This is a genomic window from Sinosporangium album, from assembly GCF_900100605.1.
GTDB classification, from domain to species: Bacteria; Actinomycetota; Actinomycetes; order Streptosporangiales; family Streptosporangiaceae; genus Sinosporangium; species Sinosporangium album.
This window is the reverse complement of record NZ_FNCN01000002.1, coordinates 86,691-104,581: the sequence shown is the minus strand read 5'-3', so window position 1 is coordinate 104,581 and position 17,891 is coordinate 86,691. Positions and strand designations below refer to the sequence as shown.

The window sequence follows — 17,891 nt, the reverse complement described above, 5'->3', positions numbered from 1 at the left end:
GCGACGGACACAGGTTCCAACACGGGTTCCGACCTGGCTCGGGCATCGGTCGGATATGGCTCGGGCGCGGTCAAGGCCCGACGGTGCGGTCGAAAAGCTCCTCTCTGGCCTGCTCGACGGCGTGCATGACGGCTCCCCGGAGCACCGGATTGCCGGTGACCTCGGTGACGACCACGCGCGGCTGGCTCGGGCACACGCGGGCGACCGCCTCCTCCACGCGCGCGGCCAGGGCCGCGCCTCCCGCCCGGCCGACATCGCCGGAGAGGACGATGAGCCCCGGGTCGAGCACGACGGCGACGGCGGCGACGCCGACCGCGAGGCGGGCGGCGAGGTCGTCCAGGAAGGGCCCCGCTCCCACCGCGACGGCATCGCGCACCTGCGCCTCGACGGGCCCGATCGGCAACCCGTGGGCCTCGGCGAGGCCGGCGACGGCATCGCCGCCGACGAGCCGCTGGAACGAGCCCGACTGCGGCGCGCGGACGTCGACGGGCAGGGGCTCGCCGGGGACCGGCAGCCACCCGATCTCCCCGGCGCCGCCGGTGAGGCCGCGGTGCAGGCGCCCGCCGAGCATAACGCCGAGCCCCTGGCCGACCCCGGCCCACACCAGCACGAAGTCCTCGGCGGCCACGGCGGCGCCGTACGAGCGTTCGGCCAGCGCGGCGAGGTTGACGTCGTTCTCGATGCGGACGGAGGCGTGGAGGCTGGCACGCAGGTCGGCCAGCACGCCCTCGTGCCAGGCGGGAAGGTCGAAGGAGAACCGGACGTCGCCGGTGCGCGGGTCGACCACGCCCCTGGTCCCGATCACGAACGACCTCAACTGGGACATCGTCACGTTGGCGGATTCACATGCTCGTTGCACCGATCGATGCACGATCTTGACGGGGTCATGATGGGATGTGGGGTCCACCATCACTTCTGCCACAATTTTTCCTGTGATGTCCGCCACTGCGGCTGTGACGCTGTCGGGCAGCACTTCCAGCCCGGCGACGTACGCACAGGAGGGAACCACTCCGTAGAGGGCCGCGTTGGGACCACGGCCGCCGGCCTGCTCCCCCACGACCCCCACCAGGCCCTGGTCTTCAAGTCTGGACAACAGTTGACCGGCGGTTACCTTAGAGAGCCCGGTGCGCTCGCCCAGCTCGGCCCTGGTCAGGGGGCCGATCGAGAGGAGAAGCTCAAGCGCCGCACGATCGTTGAGCTGGCGCAGCAGCCGGGGCGTACCCGGTCGTCGGGACAAGTATCTGGCCCCTCTCTCGTCACGATCAGCTAACAAGCGTTTCTTTTAATAAAGTTTCTTGTTAGTTTAACGGTAGTCAACTCGGAGGCGAGCGATCAAGCCTCGGGTCGACACTGCGCCGCCCCCTCAAGGCGGCACCTTCGACCAGGTGAGCGGCATGCCCGACACCCCGTTGAGCGCTACCCCGACGCGTTAGCCGGGAAGGGAGAACCCAACAGTGAGGATTGCGAAGATCGCGGCCACCACGGCCACGACCGCCGCCTTGGCCCTGGGCCTCGCCGCCTGTGGCAGCAGTGAGCCCGAGGCGAAGCCGGACGCCAACGCGTCCGCGGCCTCGTCAGGCCCTAAATTCGCAGGTCAGACCTTGACCGTGTGGCGTCTTGGCGACCCCAATGACGTTGTTAAGAAATATCAGGACGAGCTGGATGCCGAGTTCAAGAAACTGACGGGCGCCGACGTCAAACAGGAGTGGATCCCGTGGCCCCAGGTGAACGACAAGTTCACCGCCGCCGCGGCCGGAGGCGCCGGACCGGACGTCACCGAGATCGGTAACGACCAGGTGCCCATCTGGCAGAGCCAGGACGCCCTGAAGCCCATCACCGATGTCTTCAAGAGCAGCCCCGACCTCAGCCAGATCCCGGAGAACCTCCGCGGTCTGGAGACCATCGACGGCGAGATCTACGCCGCTCCCTGGGGCGGCGGCACCCGCGCGGTCCTCTACCGCAAGGACTGGTTCCAGGAACTGAAGATCGAGGTTCCCAAGACCTGGGACGAGCTGATCGCCGCGGCCAAGAAGATCCAGGAGAAGAAGGGCAAGGACGTCGACGGGTTCGCCTTCAACGGCGGCACCGACGCCAACCACCTGCTCGGCTCGCTCGTCTGGTCCCTCGGCGGCGACTACGCCGCCCGCGAGAACGGCAAGTGGGTCGGCAAGCTGAACGACCCCGCCTTCAAGGAGGGCTTCGACTTCTACACGAACCTCGTCGCCAAGGAAGGCGTGTCGAGCAAGTCGCGCCTCACCCAGAACTCCGCCGAGATCCGGGTGCGCTTCTCCAACAGCAAGGTCGGCATGTACCTGACCGCGCCGTGGGACATCGCCACCATCAAGGAAGAGAGCAAGGGCAAGGTGAAGGAGGACAACCTCTCCTTCTTCTCCCTCCCCTCCAAGGACGGCAGCGGCCCGGCTCCGAGCTTCCTCGGCGGTAACGACATCGCCGTCTGGGGCGACACCAAGAACGCCGAGCTGGCCGGCGAGTACCTGAAGCTCGCCGCCGGCAAGGTGTGGGGCACGAAGTACGCCAAGGAGGGCGGCTTCCTGCCGGTCTACGCCGACGAGCTCTCCAGGCTGGAGAGCGACCCGGTCCAGGGTGTCTTCGCCAGCAGCTTCGCCAAGGCCAAGGCATTCCCCGCCGACTCCAACTGGACCGAGGCCAACGAGACCAAGGCCGTGCTCCAGAACGCCGGACGCTCGGTCATCGAGGGCAAGAAGGACGCCGCCGCGGCCCTAGCGGAAGCCAACAAGGAACTCGAAGAGATCCTCAACCAGTAGTCATGACCCAATCACCGACGATCGCGCGGGGCGGAGGCAACAAGCCCTCCGCCCCTGCGCGGCACCGCACCCCTCAAGGACGTGCCAAGGGCTCCGGCATGCCGCCGTGGCTCATTCCCTACGTCCTCCTGCTGCCCGGTCTCCTGGTGATCGCCGGCCTCCTCATGTGGCCGATGGTCCAGGTCGTGATCATGTCCTTCCAGAAGGTGGGGCTGCCGCAGATCCGCGGCACCCGACCCGCGGAGTACGTCGGCTTCGAGAACTACACCAAGATCTTCGAAAACGACCTCTTCTGGACATCGCTGCGCAACACCGTGGTGTTCGCCGCCGTGACCGTGACCCTCACCCTCGTGCTCGGCACCGCCGTGGGGCTGCTGCTCCACAAGCTGGGCAAGGCCATGTCCAAGGTCCTGATCATCGGCCTGATGTCGGCCTGGGCAGTACCCCCGGTATCCGCCGCGATCATCTGGCGCTGGCTCTTCGACGCCGACGCCGGCATCGCCAACTGGCTGCTGAATCTGCTACCCGACTGGCTGTCCCAAGCGCTGTTCGGACAGGCCGACTGGTCGGGCCACCCATGGCTCAACGACACGGTCACGATCTACCTGATCCTGATCCTGTGCGTGCTCTGGGCCTCGTTCCCCTTCATCTCGGTGTCGGTCCTGGCCGGCCTGAAGAGCATCCCGAGCGAGCTCTACGAGGCGGCCAAGGTGGATGGCTCCACGCCGTGGCGGACCTTCTGGAAGGTCACCTTCCCGCTGCTGCGGCCGGTCTTCGCCGTCTTGACGATCCTGTCGATCATCTGGGACTTCAAGGTGCTCGCCCAGCTCCTCATCCTGGCCGGGCAGACCAACCGCGAAGCCTACAACCTCTCGCTCTACGCCTTCACCGAGGCGTTCAACGCCCCGCCCAAGATGGGATCGGGCGCGGCGATCGCGGTCGTGCTGACGCTGATCCTGCTCGTCATCACGTTCGTTCACGTTCGGCAAATGGTGAAGCAGGGAGACGAGCTCCGATGAAACACACGACTCGGAGGCGCGTCGGCTCCATCGCACTGAACGGCGCCGCCATCGTGGTGCTGCTGTTCGCGGTGTTCCCCGTGTACTGGATGGTCGCGACGGCTTTCAAGCCGAACAACGAGATCTTCACCACCGACTTCATCCTGTTCCCGCGGGACCCCACGCTGGAGCACGTCACCAAGATCTTCACCGATGGTGTGGCGGGCAACTCCATCTGGGTCTACATGGGCAACAGCGTGGTCGTCGCGCTGGGCACCGTGCTCATCGGCGCGGTCTTCTCCCTGCTCGCCGCGACCGCCGTGTCGAGGTTCAAGTTCAAGGGCCGCGCGCCGTTCATGATCGTGCTGCTCATCTTCCAGATGGTGCCGGCCGAAGCGCTGCTGATCTCGCTGTTCCTCATGATCAGGGGGGTCGGGCTCTACGACCAGCTCCTGGGCCTGGTCGTCGTCAACGTCGCCCTCACCCTGCCCTTCGGCATCATGATGCTGCGCAACTTCGTGGCGGCGGTGCCCAAGGAACTGGAGGAGGCCGCCTGGATCGACGGCGCGAGCAGGTTCACCACCTTCTGGAAGGTGCTGTTCCCCCTGGTCGCCCCCGGCCTCGTCGCCACCAGCATCTTCTCCTTCATCACCGCGTGGAACGAGCTGATCTTCGCGCTGATCCTGATGAGGGATTCGACGGGATACACGATGCCCGTGGCTCTGCGGTTCTTCTTCGGACAGAGAGGCACCGACTGGGGAGCCATCATGGCCTCGTCCACCTTGATGACCATTCCCGTCATCGTGTTCTTCCTGCTGGTCCAGCGCCGCATGGTGTCCGGCCTCGTCGCCGGCGCCGTCAAGGGCTGACCCACCCGGATGCCCGCGGTTCGCACCCACGAGGCGTGAGCCGTACCAGACCCTGCCCACCAGCGGGGGTACGGTTCGCACCGTCGGCAAGCCGAGGACGCGAACCGTACCGGTGATCCTTTGACAACCCACTTACCCAAGGCGAGGAGCCATGGCTGAGTTTCACGCGAGTCCCGGCGATCGCAGCCTGCATCGTCTCGTGGCCGGCACCCTGCTCGTGGCCTTCCAAGGCACCACAGCGCCCGACTGGGTCCTGCGGGACCTGGAGGCGGGCCTCGGCGGTGTCACCCTCTTCGGATTCAACGTCGAGGAGCCCGAGCAACTCGCCGCACTGACCGGCCGGTTGCGCGGGGCGGGCGACCTGGTCGTCTCCCTCGACGAGGAGGGCGGCGACGTCACCCGACTCGCCTACCACACCGGCAGCCCCTATCCGGGCAACGCCGCGCTCGGAGCCGTCGACGACGTCGAGCTGACACGCAGTGTCTACCGCTCGATCGGCGACGACCTGGTGCGGTGCGGAGTCAACCTCGACATGGCGCCGAGCGCCGACGTCAACAGTGCCGACGACAACCCGGTGATCGGCACCCGCGCGTTCGGGAACTCCCCCGACCTGGTCTCCCGGCACACCGTCGCCGCAGTGCACGGCCTGCAGGAGGTCGGTGTCGCGGCCTGCGTCAAGCACTTCCCGGGCCACGGCGCCACGCAGCAGGACTCCCACCTGGAGATCCCCGTCGTGGACGTGGACCTCGACACGCTGCACGCCCGCGAGCTGGCGCCGTTCCGCGCGGCGATCGAGGCGGGCACGAAGTCCATCATGACCGCTCACGTCCGGGTGCCCGTCGTAACGGGCGACGTTCCGGCGACGCTCTCCCACGCCGCGTTGACCGAGCTCCTCAGGGGTGAGCTCGGTTACGACGGGGTGGTCATCACCGACGCCCTCGACATGCACGCCATCACCAAGAGCGTGGGTCTCGGAGGCGGCGCGGCGCTGTCCCTGGCGGCGGGGTCCGACCTGCTGTGCCTGGGGCCGCTGCCGACCGAGCAGCAGGTGCGAGAGGTCATCGAGGAGATCTTCGCCGCCGTGCGCGACGGCAGGCTGCCGCTGTCGCGCCTGGAGGAGTCCGCCGAGCGTACGGCCAAGCTGCTCGCCTGGTTCGGCGAGTCCCGGCGCGAGGCCTCCGAGCAGACCGTCATCGGTCTGGACGCGGCCCGCAGGGCCGTGAGCCTCACCGGCGCGGCGAGCCCGCTGGTCGACCCGTTCGTGGTCGAGCTGGACACGCCTCCGACGATCGCGGTCGGCGACGTGCCGTGGGGCTTCGCCCCCTGGCTGCCGCAGGCGGAGATCGTCCGGGTGAAGCCGAGCGAGGTGGACCGGCGGGTGCTCCTGGAGCGGGCCGCCGGCCGTTCGCTGGTGATCGTGGTGAAGGACGCGCACCGCTATCCCGAGAGCCGGGAGCTCGTGAGCGGTCTGCTCGCGGCCAGGTCCGACGCCGTCGTGATCGAGATGGGCCTGCCCATCTGGCGTCCGCAGGCCGCGGCCTACATCGCGACGTACGGCGCCGCCAGGGCCAACGCCCAGGCCGCCGCCGAACTGCTCACCGTCTGACGTCGAGCCGGGCCCCCGTCCGCACCCGCGGTCGGGGGCCCTCCGCGTTCACGGGTACGGCGTTCACGGGGACGGCGAGGCCGTGCCCACCGGGGCCGCCCGACCGCCCCTCGGGCGGCTCATAGCGCGCACACGGCTCGGAACCCTCACATGCCTTCCCGAGCCCTTCATGAGCCCTCGCGTGCCTTCTACGAGGGTCCGGACGTCTCCAGCGGGTTCAGGCGGAGAAGACCTCTTCGCGGGCGTGGTTGAGTGCGGCCAGTACGGCACCGCGCAGCACCGGGTTGCCCTCGACCGCGCTGGTCACGACCTGCGGGCGGATCGGGCAGATGCGCGCCACGGCCTCCTCGACCCGCGTGGCAAGAGCGCTCCCTCCCGCCCGGCTCACCTCACCGCCGAGCACCACGAGGCCCGGGTCCAGCACGACGCAGACCGAGGCGACCCCGAGCGCGAGGCGCGCCGCCACCTCGTCGAGCAGCGGTTCTCCCTCGGCCCCGGCGTCCACCGCCGCGGCCACGCACTCGGCCTTGCTCGACCCGCTGAAGCCGTACGTCTCGGCCAGCTCGGTGACGGCCTCGACGCTGACGAGCGACTGGAGACCGCCGGCGAGTGAGGGCAGGCGGCCGGGCAGTGACCGGATGTCCTCGGCCAGCGGCACACCCGGCACCGGAAGGTAGCCGATCTCGCCCGCGCTGCCCGAACGGCCGCGGTGCAGTCTGCCGCCCAGCATCACGGCGAGGCCGAGGCCGCGTCCCACCCAGACGAGCACGAAGTCGTCGGCGTCATGGGCGATGCCCGCGGAGCGCTCGGCTATCGCCGCGAGGTTGACGTCGTTCTCGATGCGGACCTCGCGGCGGAGATCTCTGGCGAGCGCCTCGTGGATGCCTTCGTGCCATCCCGGCAGGTCGAACGAGAAACGCACGTCGCCGGTGCGGGGGTCGACGACACCCGGCGTGCCGATCACGACACTGCGCAGCCGCGACAGCGCCACCTTGGCCGAACGGCACGCCTTGACCACGGCGCTGTGGACGACGGCCACCGGGTCTTCGTGTCCGCCGGGGGACACGGTCAACTCGGCCACGGTCTCGCCGTTGATGTCGGCGATCGCCGTCGTGACCAGCTCGGGGCCCACGTCGAGCCCCGCGACGTAGGCGGACGAGGACACGATCGCGTAGAGGGCCGCGTTGGGACCGCGCCCACCGCCCTGCTCGCCGACCACCTCGACCAGGCCGCGCTCCTCCAGGCGCGCGAGTGTCTGTGAGGCCGTGACCTTGGACAGGCCCGTCATCTCACCGATCTGACCTCGCGTCAGCGGCCCCGAGGCGAGCAGCAGGTCCAGGGCGGACCTGTCGTTGATCTCCCTCAACAGCCTGGGCACGCCAGGACGTCGCTCCATCTCCATGCTGTTCCCGCTGCTTCCCGCCGCCATTATCCGAGTTTAGATTAACGGGCTATTCATTAATAAAGCTTATTGATAGTTTAGCGCCAGGTGAAAGGCGGCTCCGCGGGGAGCCGCGGGGGCGCTCCCCGCGGCCACCCTCCCCCCGAGGACGGCACGCGGGCCCCGCTGTCTAGGTGTGCCCCACGAAAATACGCGAAGTCCCGGCCGGGCGCGCGACCAACGGCCACGCGGGCCTGTGCCGTACGACACCGTCACGCACCCCCACACCTGTCCCCTCCGTGATCGGCGCAGCCCACCGCCGACCCGCCACCCGCCCGCGATTCCCAGGAAGTCGAGACCTTCCGCGACCGCCCAACGGTAGCTTTGCCGCGCTTACGGCCCTGCGAGAGGGATGTCCCCTTCCGCACCGACTGCCCGTCAGTGGTCACCCTGCGCATAACCAGGGCGCACCAGGCGGGATAATCGACAACATGCGTCTTTCTGCTCGTGTCGACTATGCCCTTCGCGCCGCCGCCGAACTCGCCGCCGCCGGTGAAGGACCGACTACAGTGGGCGAACTCGCCAAAGAGCAGGACATGCCCCCTAAGTACCTAGAGAACATCCTCTTGCAGATGCGCAGGGCCGGCCTGGTGCGCGGACAGCGCGGACCCGAAGGCGGCTATGTGCTGGCCCGCCCCGCCGACGAGATCTCCCTGGCCGACGTCATCCGCGCGGTCGACGGGCCCTTGGCCAACGTGCGCGGGGAGCGTCCCGAACACGTGGGGTATCGCGGGCCTGCCGAGTCGCTGCAAACGGTCTGGATCGCTCTGCGGGCCAGTGAGCGCGCGATCCTGGAAGAGGTCACGCTGGCGTCGGTCGCCACGGGCAGCCTTCCCGCCCGGGTGCGCAAACTGGCGGAGGACCCCGCGGCCTGGGACTGAACGCCCGCGGCAGCGGGCCGCCGGCACACCATGACGGTGTCGTTCAGTGCGCGAGGAGTGCAAGAGGGGCGGAAGAGCGATGGAAGGGCCTGAAAGGGGCCTAGATCAGGCGAGCCGCCCACCCCAGCCTTGAGTCCGCCCAGGGGAACCGCGGAGCGTCAGGGGCCACGTGGGGACTGCGTAGAACTGCATCGAACCCCATGGAAACATGCTTGACGAGACATGCGTGAGACGGGGGGCAACCGCGCCCCGACGGGTCTCACCAGGAGTAGCCGGCACCGAACACGGTCGGCATGTCGGCCCCAAGGGACCGATCGACCTTGAGAGGACCTTGAGCGGCGTCGCGCTCGCTCACGGCACCGCGAGACACCGGGGCATCCCAGGGCCGTAGGACCGCGCCCTGAGGGGTCAGGCGGCCACCATGTCCTTGACTTCGGGGAACTCCGACATCGAATCCGGAACGGTTTCGGGGATCGGCAGGCGCTCACGCTCGGGCACATCCGCCGCGAGCACGGGGGCCGCCTGCAGCTCGGCGAGGGCGAACTGGTCGGACACCTCACGCAGCACCTGCGACAGTGGCACCCCGAGGGCACCACAGATCGACGACAGCAACTCCGAGGACGCCTCCTTCTGCCCGCGTTCAACCTCAGAGAGGTAGCCGAGGGAGACACGAGCCAGTGTCGACACCTCGCGCAGGGTCCGTCCCTGACGCACCCGCAGCCGCCGCAGCACGTCGCCGAGTAGCTGACGAAGCAGAACCATCTGTCGCTCCCTCCCCGGAGCCGGTGCCTTCACCACACCCCGCGCGATCGATCCGTGCCGCCCGATCTTCGAACGCCCTTCCCGCATGCCCTTCGCTGTCATCGTCTCCGGGCGCCGCGCCTGCCGCGACACCGTGGGCTTGCTCGGCCCTTCCGCCGGGCTCGCACCGTTGTCGATCTCTGCCGATGGCTTCCAGACCTGACTCACAGCTCCACCGTACCCGTATCGACCGACACCGCGGCAGACCGTGGTGAGCATGTTCGCTGGGGACGTAACACGGTAATCACCCGGATTGTTCCCCAGCGTTCCCCTGGAGTACACGTGCCAGCAGATCAAATGCAACCTCGACGGTCGCATTTCTGATGTGCTCGCGGGACCCGTTGAAGACGGTGTCCACCCGCGAGATCCCCGAGGGACCGCTGACGGCGATGTGAACGGTGCCCACCGGACGCCCGTCCTGAGGCTCCGGACCGGCGACGCCCGTCACCGCCAGACCGTACTCCGCCCCGCACAGATCGCGCACTCCCGAGGCCATCGCCGAGGCCACCTCCGGATGCACGGCGCCCTCACGGGCCAAGAGCGCGGCGGGCACGCCGAGTAGCCGCTCCTTGAGCCCGGTGGCGTAGGAGATCACACCGCCGACGAACACGGCCGAGGCCCCCGGCACCTCGGTCAGCCGCGCGCCGATCAGCCCGCCCGTCAGCGACTCGGCCACGGCGAGGGTCCCACCCCTCACTCCGAGCAGGGCGATGACGCGCGCGGCCGGGACCTCACTCACCCCGGACCCTCTGGGCGAGGCGGCGCAGCCGTACGGCCCGGACGACGTAGTCGGCGCCGGTGCCCACGGTGACCACGAGAGCGGCCCCCATGGCCGTCCACTTCACGAGGTCCGGCACGCCGGGGAAGATGTAGAACACGATGGCGGCGACCTGGAGAACGGTCTTGACCTTGCCGCCGTAGCTCGCGGGGATCACGCCGTGCCTGATCACCGCGAAGCGCAGCATCGTCACGCCCAGCTCGCGGCCGAGGATGACGGCCGTCACCCACCACGGAAGCTCGTCCAGGATGGACAGGCTGACCAGGGCGGCCCCCGTCAGTGCCTTGTCCGCGATAGGGTCGGCGATCTTGCCGAAGTCGGTGATGAGGCCGTAGCGACGGGCCAGCTCACCGTCCAGGTGGTCGGTGAGGGACGCCAGCGCGAAGACCACGAGCGCCGCCACACGCCAGCCCGTGCCGGGCAGGAAAAGGCAGATGGTGAAGAACGGGACAAGCACCAGACGGCTGACCGTCAGCACATTGGCGATGTTCCACGGGCTGACCCCGTGGCCTCCGTTCGCCGTGGAATGCGTCTCAGTCATCTCATCGGACCGCCCGTCTGGTCTCATGGACCAGCCTTGATGCGGGCGATGAGGTCGGCGCCCTCCGAATCGACGACGACCGCCCTGACGATCTGCCCCGGCACCAGGCCGATGCCCTGTACGGTCACCGACCCGTCGACCTCCGGCCCCTGATGCGCCGCCCGCCCCTCATAGCCTCCGTCACCGAGGTCCTCCTCGATGAGGACGTCGACCTCGGTGCCGATGCGCTCCTCGGCGCGCTGCGCGGTCAGCTCCTCGGCGAGCTCGCTGAGGGCCGCCACACGCTCGTCGATCGTGTCCTGGTCGAGCTTGCCCGGCAGGGAGGCGGCCTCGGTGCCCTCCTCGTCGGAATAGCCGAACACGCCGATCACGTCGAGCCTGGCCTCCTGCAGGAACCCGGCCAGCTCGGCGAACTCCTCCTCGGTCTCGCCGGGGAAACCGACGATGAAGTTGGAACGCACCCCCGCCTCGGGCGCCTTGGCCCGCGCCTGGTCGAGCAGGTCGAGGAACCGCCTCGGGTCTCCGAACCTGCGCATCCGGCGCAGCAGCGTGCCGCTGGCGTGCTGGAAGGACAGATCGAAGTACGGAGCGATGCCCTCGGTAGCCGCGATGACGTCGAGGAGCCCCGGGCGCAGCTCGGCCGGCTGGAGGTAGCTGACGCGCACCCTCTCGATGCCCTCGGTGGCCGCCAGGGCGGGCAGGAGCGATTCAAGCGCGCGCAGGTCGCCGAGGTCCTTGCCGTACGACGTGGAGTTCTCACTGACGAGAACGAGCTCCTTGACGCCCTGCTCGGCGAGCCAGCGGGCCTCCCCGAGCAGTTCTTGCGGCGCGCGCGACACGTAGGCCCCGCGGAAGGCCGGGATCGCGCAGAAGGTGCAGCGGCGGTCGCAGCCGGAGGCGAGCTTCAGCGAGGCCACGGGGCCGTCGCCGAGGCGCTTGCGCAGCGGCCTCGGGCCGCTCGCGGGCGCGAGGCCGTCAGGGAGCTCGCCGTGGCCGGGGATCGCGGCCTTCGGAGCGGCGGCCCGTTCAACGGGGGAGATCGGCAGCAGCGTGCGGCGGTCACGCGGGCTGTGCGGGACGAGCGGACGGCCGTCGAGCACGTCGTCGAGGCGGGCGCCGATCTCGGTGTAGTCGTCGAAGGACAGGACCGCGTCGGCCTCGGGCAGCGCCTTGGCGAGCTCGTCGCCATAGCGCTCGGCCATGCACCCTGTGGCCACGACTCTGGCCCCGGAGTCCGCGGCGGCGAGGAGGGTGTCGATGGAGTCCTTCTTCGCCGAGTCGATGAAACCGCAGGTGTTGACGACGATGACATCGGGTTCGTCGTCGCCCACCTGCCAGCCGGCAGCCTCAAGTCGCGCGGCGAGCTCCTCGGAGTCGACCTCGTTGCGCGCGCAGCCCAGTGTGATCAGCGATGCGGTTCGGCGGGATGACATGGTGAACACTACGGTATCGGGAGTTGGACAGTGCCGTCGCACCTCCCCCGGTTCGGTGCGAGCCCGTGATCAGCCAGGACTGAAGCCGGGCGCGTTGAAGGTGCGCTGCACCGTCTGCCCCAGGGGCCCCGGAGCACCGAGCTCCTTCCCGTTCACCTGCAGGAAAACCGCGCCGGCGTTGCCGATGACGAGCCGGACGCCCTTGCGGATCTTCCATGATGTGGACTGCCCGGCCGACAGCGTGCCGGAGAAGACCGGTCGCCCGTCGGCGTCGCGCACGCTCAGGAAGGACGGCTTGTCGGCGCGCACCTCGAGGTCGACGATCTTGGCCTTGCGGCGCTCCGCCTTCCTCGCGGCCTCCGCCTTGCGCGCCGCCGCGGCGTCGCCGGCGCGTGCCGCGCCGCCCCGGCCCTCGGCAGCGCCGGTGGGCACCGACACCTTGCGCACGTCGGCCGTCGGAACCTCGCGAGAGCCGCCCATGACCCGCACGACGCCGAAAACGACCACGATCGCGAGCGCGACCACCATCGCCATGCTCCAGTTGGGCGAGCGGCGCTCCCGCAGCTTGATCGGCCGGTCGGCCTGGAAGACCGCGGATGCCCGGACCGGGGTCGGCGCCCCGCCCCGCATGTCGTCGTAGCGCTGGACCATCGCGTCGGGATCGAGCCCGACCTCGCGGGCGATGGCCCGGATGTGCCCGCGGGCGTAGAAGTCGCCCCCGCACAGCGAGTAGTCGTCGCGCTCGATCGCGTAGATCAGCGCCTCACGCACGCGGGTGCGCGCACTGACCTGCCCGACCGTGAGCCCCGCGGCGCGCCGCGCCGCCGCCAGCGCCGCCCCGGGCGCGTGCTCGCCGGCCCTCCCGCCGTCACCGGCCTCCGCCGGCCCTCTCGGCTCGCTCATGGGAGCACCCGACGCCTAAATCTATGCCATGCGGTAATTTGCCCGTTTTGTCTATTCATGACAACGCCTCCCCACCCCGACGTTGCGTAGTCAATCACATTCAAACAGTCATCAGGGGGAGGTGGCGAGGTGGGTCACCCCCCGCGTAGGTCGGTCAGCAGTCCGGGAAGGTCGTCGGGCTTCACCAGCACCTCCCTGGCCTTGGACCCCTCGCTCGGCCCCACCACCTCACGGCTCTCCAACAGGTCCATCAGGCGCCCCGCCTTGGCGAATCCGACCCGCAGTTTGCGCTGAAGCATCGAGGTGGACCCGAACTGCGTGGTGACCACGAGCTCGGCCGCCTGGATCAGCAGGTCGAGGTCGTCACCGATGTCGTCGTCGATCTCCCGCTTGGTCCCGGCCTGGACCGTGACGTCATCGCGGTACTCCACCTGCATCTGCGCCTTGCAGTGCGCGACGACATCGGCGATCTCGGTTTCGGACACGAAGGCGTTCTGCAGGCGGATCGGCTTGCTCGCGCCCATCGGCAGGAACAGCGCGTCGCCCTGCCCGACCAGCTTCTCCGCGCCCGGCTGGTCCAGGATGACGCGGGAGTCGGCCAGGCTCGAGGTGGCGAACGCCAGCCGTGAGGGCACGTTCGCCTTGATCAGACCGGTCACCACGTCCACCGAGGGGCGCTGGGTCGCGATGACCAGGTGGATGCCGGCGGCGCGGGCGAGCTGGGTGATGCGCACGATCGAGTCCTCGACGTCGCGCGGGGCCACCATCATGAGGTCGGCGAGCTCGTCCACGATCACCAGCAGGTAGGGGTAGGGCTGGTAGATCCGCTCGCTCCCGGGCGGGGCGGTGAGCTTGCCCGCCCGCACGGCCTTGTTGAAGTCGTCGACGTGCCGGAACCCGCTGGCGGCCAGGTCGTCGTAGCGGCGGTCCATCTCCCCGACCACCCAATCCAGGGCCTCGGCCGCCTTCTTGGGGTTGGTGATGATCGGCGTGATGAGGTGGGGGATGCCTTCGTAGGCGGACAGCTCCACGCGTTTGGGGTCGACCAGCACCATGCGCACCTCGTCCGGCGTGGAGCGCATCAGCACCGAGCTGATCAGACCGTTGATGCAGGTCGACTTGCCCGCACCGGTCGCACCCGCGATGAGGATGTGGGGCATCTTGGCGAGGTTGGCGATGATCGTCCGGCCTTCGACATCCTTCCCCAGGCCGACGATCATCGGATGGTGGTCGGCCTGGGCGACCTGCGACCGCAGCACGTCCCCGAGGGACACCAGGTCCTTGTCCGTGTTCGGGATCTCAACCCCGATCGCCGACTTGCCGGGAATCGGGGAGAGGATCCGCACATCCGCGGACTTCACGGCATAGGCGATGTTCTTGGTGAGCGCCGTCACCTTCTCGACCTTGACCGCGGGTCCGAGCTCGATCTCGTAGCGGGTGACCGTCGGCCCCCGAGTGAAACCCATCACCTGCGCGTCGATGGTGAACTGCTCAAGCACGCTCGTCAGCGCGTTGACCACCAGCGTGTTCGCCTTGGTCTGCGGCCTCGGGGCACTGCCCGAGCGCAGCACCTGCAGGTCGGGCACGGAGTACGGCCCCGCCTGCGGAGACAGCACCAACTGCTCGACCTTGCGCGGAGCCGGGGTCGGCTCGGGCGGTGCGGGCGGTGCGGGCGGTTCAGGCTTGCGCTCGGGCTCGCGCCTCTCCTCCTCATCCGCGAGGCCAGGGACGATCTCCGGAGAGTGATCGGGCCTTTTGGAGTCGCCCTCCTGCGTGACCGGGGTGTCGTAGGGCTTGACCCGGTCCTCACCCGGCTCCTCGGCCGTCTTCGGCTTGCGCGGGCGGCGCTTGGACCCGCTTGGCGCACGCTGCTCGCGCTGGAACAGAATGTGCTGGATGTCGGCCAGCCGCTCCGGAATGCGGTGTACCGGCGTCGCCGTGATGACCAGCACGCCGAAGCCCGCCAGCATCATCAGCAGCGGGATCGTGATGAACGCCGGCAGGATGCTCGCGGGCGGCGCCGACACGATGAACCCGACCATGCCCCCCGCGGCGGACACCTTGTCCATGCCGTCGACCCGCTCGTCACCCGAGGGGTAGGGCGTGCCGTGCGCCACGTGCACGATGCCGAGGATCCCGATCAGCAGCGCCAGCCACCCGATGACCAACCGCCCGGTGTCGGCGTTGCGGTCGGGATGGCGCATGAAGCGCCAGGCCAGCAGCGCCAGCAAGAGAGGGATCGCCCACGACGACGACCCGAACACCCCGCGCGTCACCGCGTCGACCACCGAGGCCACGTCGCCCGTCGGCGTGCGCCACGTCATCGTCGCGAGCACGATCGCCCCCGCCAGCACGCCGAGGCCCAGACCGTCGCGCCGCAGCGCCGGGTCGAGCTCCCTGGCGCCCTGTCCGAGCGCGCGGGCCGCCCCGCCGATGCCGTGCGCGAGCAGCAGCCAGAGCCCGATCACCAGCTTGCCGATCATCGTGAAGACCCACGAGATCGGGTCCTGATGCGTCACTCCCTGACGCCGGGCCGGGGCGGCGCGCTTGGTCCGGGTGGCACGCTGCGCCGGAGCCTGCCGCTTCGGTGAAGCGGCGCGCGGAGCGGACGACCGCTTCACCGGCCCCTTAGATGCGCCTTTGGACGTACGGGTGGCCATGATGCCAAAGGTACGGCGGAGGCCGGAGAGGATTCACGTAGGCACGCCGAGAAGAACCATTCGCCGGATTCGATAGACAATATTGCCTAATCTCCGCTCTATATGATCTTCAATGTATGTGTCCGAGGGCGACGACCAACGTCGAACCCCGCCCCCCGGCACGACACCCGCACACCCATGCCGTGTCGGTCTCCTCCACAAGCCCCCGTGAGACTTTCGAGCTCAAACGCCCGCTCAAACGCCCGCTCAAACGCCCGCTCAAACGCCGCGGCGCATCGACCGGGTGCCCACGGCCAGCCCGATCGCGGCGACCAGGCCGGCGGCGAGCGCGCCGTACAGCACCGAGACATCGCCGAAGACGCCGCTGAACAGCAGCCTCTCCGCATCGACGATGTAGGTCACCGGGTTGATCGCGCCAAGAGCCTGCAGCCAGCCGGGTCCGAAGTCGAGCGGGAGCAGCATGCCCGACAGCAGGATCAGCGGAAACATGATCGTCTGCGTGATCGAGTAGAAGAGCTCGCCTCCAGGGTGCGAGGCGATCGCGAGCGCGAACGACAGCGCCCCCAGGCCCACCCCGAACACGATCAGCACCACGAGACCGGCCAGCACTCCGACGGGGTGGAGCTCGAACCCCATCGGAAGCGCCAGCACGATGATGAGTACGGCCTGGGCCAGCAGAAGCACGAGCTCTTTGAGGGTGCGGCCGATCAGCATGGCCGTGCGGTTGAGGGGCGTGACCAGCATGCGCTCCATCGAACCGCTGTGGAGCTCCACCAGCAGGAAGTACCCCGCCATCATCGGCCCGGTGATGCACATCATGATGAGGATTCCAGGCACGAACCACTGCCAGGGGGATCCCTCACCCACCTGGCCGAATCCCTGGGTTCCGCCGAGCAGCGGCCCGAACAGGAACAGGAACAGCAGCGGCTGCGCCATCGTGAACAGCAGCCCGAAAGGCTCGCGCAGCACGGGGGCGAACTCGCGGACGAACATGATCTTGGTGTCGCGTACGAAGGACACGGCCATGGGGAGACCTCTCTTGTCGGGTTTCCGGGAGGGTTGTCGGGGCGGGTTGTCGTGCCGTGTTCTCGGGCCGGGAGCCGCCGTCAGGCGGGGGCGTCAGCGGTGTCGCTTTCACGCAGGCTGCGACCGGTGAGGGAGAGGAAGACGTCGTCGAGCGAGGGCCTGACGCCCTCCGCCGCCGCCACCTTGACCCCAGCGGTCTCCATCGCCCGCAGCACCTCCGGCATGGCCGTGTCGGCGCGGGGCACGCGCAGCCGTACGGTCATCCCGTCGGAGCCGGTGTCCACGGCGGTGGCGATCCGCTCGGCGACCTCCGCCGCTCTGGCCGCCTCGGGCAGGTCCCTCACGGTGAGGGTGATGTGGTCGCCCGCCAGATCCGACTTCAACTGCTGTGCCGTGCCATCGGCGATCACTCGGCCGTGATCGACGATGATCACCCGTTCGGCCATGTTGTCGGCCTCCTCCAGGTAGTGCGTGGTGAGGAAGAGGGTCATGTCATGCTCCTCGCGCAGACGCAGGATGTGTCCCCAGATGTCGGCGCGGCTCTGCGGGTCGAGACCGGTCGACGGCTCGTCGAGGAACAGCAGCCGGGGCTGATGAATGAGCCCGAGCGCGATGTCGAGGCGGCGGCGCTGTCCGCCCGACAGGGTGCTGGACGTACGCTTGGCGAGCTTTTCCAGGCTCAGCAGTTCGAGGAGCTCTCCCGCGCGGCGCTTGGCGTCGGCGCGGGTCAGGCCGAAGCACTCCCCTTGCGTGACGAGTTCGTCGCGGACGCGGAAGTTCTCACCCGCGCTGTTCTTCTGGCCGATGTAGCCGATCCGCCGCCGCACCCCCGCCGGATCGGCCGCGATGTCGCACCCGGCGACGGTCGCGCTGCCCGAGGTCGCAGGCAGCAATGTGGTGAGCATGCGCAGGGTCGTGGACTTTCCGGCGCCGTTCGGGCCGAGGAAGGCGACCAGCCCGCCGGGTTCCACGTCGAGGTCGATGCCGCGCACGGCCTCGACCGTTTCCTTCTTGACGGTGAATCGCTTGGTCAGATCCCGGGCATGGATCATGAATGCCTCCTTGAAGGCGGTCGTCGGTCGGCGTGGGGAACCTGCGGCGGGCACGGTTCTGATTCCATCCGGCGAAAGGGCCTGCTCCCGTGGGCATGCCGGAGAACCCCGCCGGG

The 17,891-nt window shown here is 69.0% G+C and carries 15 protein-coding genes; 5 read left to right on the top strand and 10 right to left on the bottom strand.

Annotated elements, in window-relative coordinates; all coding sequences use genetic code 11:
• Positions 1-70: 70 nt before the first annotated feature.
• Positions 71-1,237 carry an ROK family transcriptional regulator gene (locus BLQ73_RS02205; RefSeq protein ID WP_093167713.1) on the bottom strand — a complete coding sequence of 389 codons (1,167 nt, stop codon included), beginning with the start codon at positions 1,235-1,237 and terminating at the stop codon, positions 71-73.
• Positions 1,238-1,454: 217 nt separating this feature from the next.
• On the opposite strand from BLQ73_RS02205, the gene BLQ73_RS02200 reads away from it, so the two are divergent.
• From BLQ73_RS02200 to BLQ73_RS02185, 4 genes are all read left to right on the top strand, one after another.
• The gene (locus BLQ73_RS02200; protein ID WP_093167711.1) at positions 1,455-2,786 is read left to right on the top strand and encodes an extracellular solute-binding protein; all 1,332 of its coding nucleotides are present in this window, start codon (positions 1,455-1,457) and stop codon (positions 2,784-2,786) included.
• Between the two features lie 2 nt (positions 2,787-2,788).
• The gene (locus BLQ73_RS02195) at positions 2,789-3,805 is read left to right on the top strand and encodes a carbohydrate ABC transporter permease (protein ID WP_093167709.1); all 1,017 of its coding nucleotides are present in this window, start codon (positions 2,789-2,791) and stop codon (positions 3,803-3,805) included.
• Positions 3,802-4,653, top strand: coding sequence for a carbohydrate ABC transporter permease (locus tag BLQ73_RS02190; RefSeq protein ID WP_093167707.1), 852 nt, complete (start codon positions 3,802-3,804; stop codon positions 4,651-4,653). The genes BLQ73_RS02195 and BLQ73_RS02190 overlap by 4 nt, the downstream gene beginning before the upstream one ends.
• 151 nt (positions 4,654-4,804) lie before the next feature.
• Entirely contained in the window at positions 4,805-6,259 is a 1,455-nt protein-coding gene (locus BLQ73_RS02185) for a glycoside hydrolase family 3 protein (RefSeq protein ID WP_093167704.1), read from the top strand.
• 217 nt (positions 6,260-6,476) lie between these two features.
• Here BLQ73_RS02185 and BLQ73_RS02180 read toward each other — a convergent pair whose 3' ends face one another.
• The gene (locus tag BLQ73_RS02180) at positions 6,477-7,655 is read right to left on the bottom strand and encodes an ROK family transcriptional regulator (RefSeq protein WP_093168133.1); all 1,179 of its coding nucleotides are present in this window, start codon (positions 7,653-7,655) and stop codon (positions 6,477-6,479) included.
• Positions 7,656-8,131: 476 nt separating this feature from the next.
• Here BLQ73_RS02180 and BLQ73_RS02175 point away from each other — a divergent pair, with 476 nt between their 5' ends.
• Entirely contained in the window at positions 8,132-8,581 is a 450-nt protein-coding gene (locus tag BLQ73_RS02175) for an RrF2 family transcriptional regulator (protein WP_093167701.1), read from the top strand.
• A gap of 408 nt (positions 8,582-8,989) precedes the next feature.
• Here the strand turns inward: BLQ73_RS02175 and BLQ73_RS02170 are convergent, their stop codons facing one another.
• The 8 genes from BLQ73_RS02170 to BLQ73_RS02135 form a co-directional block, all read right to left on the bottom strand.
• Entirely contained in the window at positions 8,990-9,343 is a 354-nt protein-coding gene (locus tag BLQ73_RS02170) for a helix-turn-helix domain-containing protein (protein WP_093167699.1), read from the bottom strand.
• A gap of 283 nt (positions 9,344-9,626) precedes the next feature.
• Positions 9,627-10,121: a CinA family protein gene (locus BLQ73_RS02165; protein WP_093167697.1), complete on the bottom strand. Its 495-nt coding sequence runs from the start codon at positions 10,119-10,121 to the stop codon at positions 9,627-9,629.
• Positions 10,114-10,701: a CDP-diacylglycerol--glycerol-3-phosphate 3-phosphatidyltransferase gene (gene pgsA, locus BLQ73_RS02160; RefSeq protein ID WP_093167695.1), complete on the bottom strand. Its 588-nt coding sequence runs from the start codon at positions 10,699-10,701 to the stop codon at positions 10,114-10,116. The genes BLQ73_RS02165 and pgsA overlap by 8 nt, the downstream gene beginning before the upstream one ends.
• Before the next feature lie 23 nt (positions 10,702-10,724).
• Positions 10,725-12,134: a 30S ribosomal protein S12 methylthiotransferase RimO gene (gene rimO, locus BLQ73_RS02155; RefSeq protein ID WP_093168131.1), complete on the bottom strand. Its 1,410-nt coding sequence runs from the start codon at positions 12,132-12,134 to the stop codon at positions 10,725-10,727.
• 69 nt (positions 12,135-12,203) lie between these two features.
• On the bottom strand, positions 12,204-13,037 hold the full coding sequence (locus tag BLQ73_RS02150; RefSeq protein ID WP_093167693.1) for a helix-turn-helix domain-containing protein: 834 nt from the start codon (positions 13,035-13,037) through the stop codon (positions 12,204-12,206).
• A 134-nt stretch (positions 13,038-13,171) separates the two neighbouring features.
• Positions 13,172-15,697, bottom strand: coding sequence for an FtsK/SpoIIIE family DNA translocase (locus BLQ73_RS02145; protein ID WP_093167691.1), 2,526 nt, complete (start codon positions 15,695-15,697; stop codon positions 13,172-13,174).
• 258 nt (positions 15,698-15,955) lie between these two features.
• Complete coding sequence (locus tag BLQ73_RS02140) at positions 15,956-16,723, bottom strand: ABC transporter permease (protein WP_093167689.1); 768 nt, start codon at positions 16,721-16,723, stop codon at positions 15,956-15,958.
• Between the two features lie 80 nt (positions 16,724-16,803).
• Positions 16,804-17,775, bottom strand: a complete 972-nt coding sequence (locus BLQ73_RS02135) for an ATP-binding cassette domain-containing protein (RefSeq protein WP_093167687.1) — start codon at positions 17,773-17,775, stop codon at positions 16,804-16,806.
• Between the last annotated feature and the right edge of the window lie 116 nt (positions 17,776-17,891).

Bases quoted from the DNA above. Each gene is read 5' to 3' on its own strand.
- BLQ73_RS02170 (WP_093167699.1), bottom strand. From the start codon at position 9,343: ATGGTTCTGCTTCGTCAGCTACTCGGCGACGTGCTGCGGCGGCTGCGG.
- BLQ73_RS02140 (WP_093167689.1), bottom strand. From the start codon at position 16,723: ATGGCCGTGTCCTTCGTACGCGACACCAAGATCATGTTCGTCCGCGAG.
- BLQ73_RS02180 (WP_093168133.1), bottom strand. From the start codon at position 7,655: ATGGAGCGACGTCCTGGCGTGCCCAGGCTGTTGAGGGAGATCAACGAC.
- rimO (WP_093168131.1), bottom strand. From the start codon at position 12,134: ATGTCATCCCGCCGAACCGCATCGCTGATCACACTGGGCTGCGCGCGC.
- BLQ73_RS02195 (WP_093167709.1), top strand. From the start codon at position 2,789: ATGACCCAATCACCGACGATCGCGCGGGGCGGAGGCAACAAGCCCTCC.
- BLQ73_RS02175 (WP_093167701.1), top strand. From the start codon at position 8,132: ATGCGTCTTTCTGCTCGTGTCGACTATGCCCTTCGCGCCGCCGCCGAA.
- BLQ73_RS02150 (WP_093167693.1), bottom strand. From the start codon at position 13,037: ATGAGCGAGCCGAGAGGGCCGGCGGAGGCCGGTGACGGCGGGAGGGCC.
- pgsA (WP_093167695.1), bottom strand. From the start codon at position 10,701: ATGACTGAGACGCATTCCACGGCGAACGGAGGCCACGGGGTCAGCCCG.
- BLQ73_RS02145 (WP_093167691.1), bottom strand. From the start codon at position 15,697: ATGGCCACCCGTACGTCCAAAGGCGCATCTAAGGGGCCGGTGAAGCGG.
- BLQ73_RS02185 (WP_093167704.1), top strand. From the start codon at position 4,805: ATGGCTGAGTTTCACGCGAGTCCCGGCGATCGCAGCCTGCATCGTCTC.
- BLQ73_RS02190 (WP_093167707.1), top strand. From the start codon at position 3,802: ATGAAACACACGACTCGGAGGCGCGTCGGCTCCATCGCACTGAACGGC.
- BLQ73_RS02135 (WP_093167687.1), bottom strand. From the start codon at position 17,775: ATGATCCATGCCCGGGATCTGACCAAGCGATTCACCGTCAAGAAGGAA.